The 1,034-nt window shown below is 42.5% G+C and carries 2 protein-coding genes; both read left to right on the top strand.

Translation table 11 applies throughout. The features are described 5' to 3' along the window. Positions 1 to 508, top strand: a 508-nt coding sequence (locus tag A3761_RS24805) for a TonB-dependent receptor (protein WP_156492111.1), incomplete at its 5' end; no start/stop codon positions are given. Positions 509 to 526: 18 nt separating this feature from the next. Next, the coding region (locus A3761_RS24800) for a hypothetical protein (protein ID WP_156492110.1) at positions 527 to 1,034 on the top strand (508 nt) is incomplete at its 3' end.

Here is a 1,034-nt window from a genome sequence, read left to right as displayed (position 1 = left end):
TAGCTTCGGATTTGAGCTTGGCTTTAGAAAAAGTTTGGATGGTCTATTGGGTGATCTTGAACATTACTTCGTAGAAGGAAACTACGCTTGGATTCACTCTGAAGTGCAGCTTAATCAGTCTGATATTGATTCCTACGGACTGACTACAAACGATCGAGCCATGCAGGGTCAGTCTCCTTATGTGACCAATATAAAGTTCGGTTACGATAATTTCTTTACAAGAAGAAGTGCGATGTTTCTTTACAATGTCTATGGTAAGCGTATTTCTGCATTGGGTGTAGATGGTGTTGCGGATGCCTACGAACAACCATTCCAGCGCTTGGACTTTGTTGTGAAGTGGGGCTTAAACGATACCTATGATGAACAAGAGAAAAAAATTGGTTATACCGTTTCTCTCAAGATTAAGAATCTTCTTGATCAAGATGAGGAAACACTTCAGGGAGGTCAAGTTGCCAACCTTGAAAGTCCGGGACGTTCCGCAACTGTTGGTTTCTCGATGAAGTTTTAAGGTGAGATGATATACGCAATGCTTAAGTTAAAAGTGATTAGTAAATTTAGAACTCTCGCGCTGTTGGCTTGCTGCCTTGGCGCTACACTCTGCGCAGCAGCCGAATCTTCTAGTGAGCTGAAGGTGGGCAAAGTTGTCGGCAAACATATTTTTGGCTTAGCCAGAGATGTTCAGAATGACCCTTTATTGCTGGAGGGGGAGCCCTTGATATATGAAGCTTCAGCGAACAATGCTGAGCTTACAGTTGGTAACCGTCAGTTTAGGGTAGACATCTTCGATCATGACATTGGTGGGGTTTACCTAAGCCAATACAATGACGAGTCCAGCCTTTTAACTGACACCAGTAGTATGTCTCTCGGAACGATCGGTGGTGTGCACTCAGCGACACAGCTAAGTAAAACAGCTTGGAATACGCTTACATTTTCAGAGTATAAAATGATAGATGCTAGATATAGTGAAGAGTTTGCTAGTGTCTTTAATCCATACTTCAAAGGTAACAGTGACCTTGTCAAACCATACCAATATG

Source organism: Oleiphilus sp. HI0123, from assembly GCF_001635315.1.
Note: the sequence above shows the minus strand (reverse complement) of the source record. Positions and strands in the feature narration are given on the sequence as shown.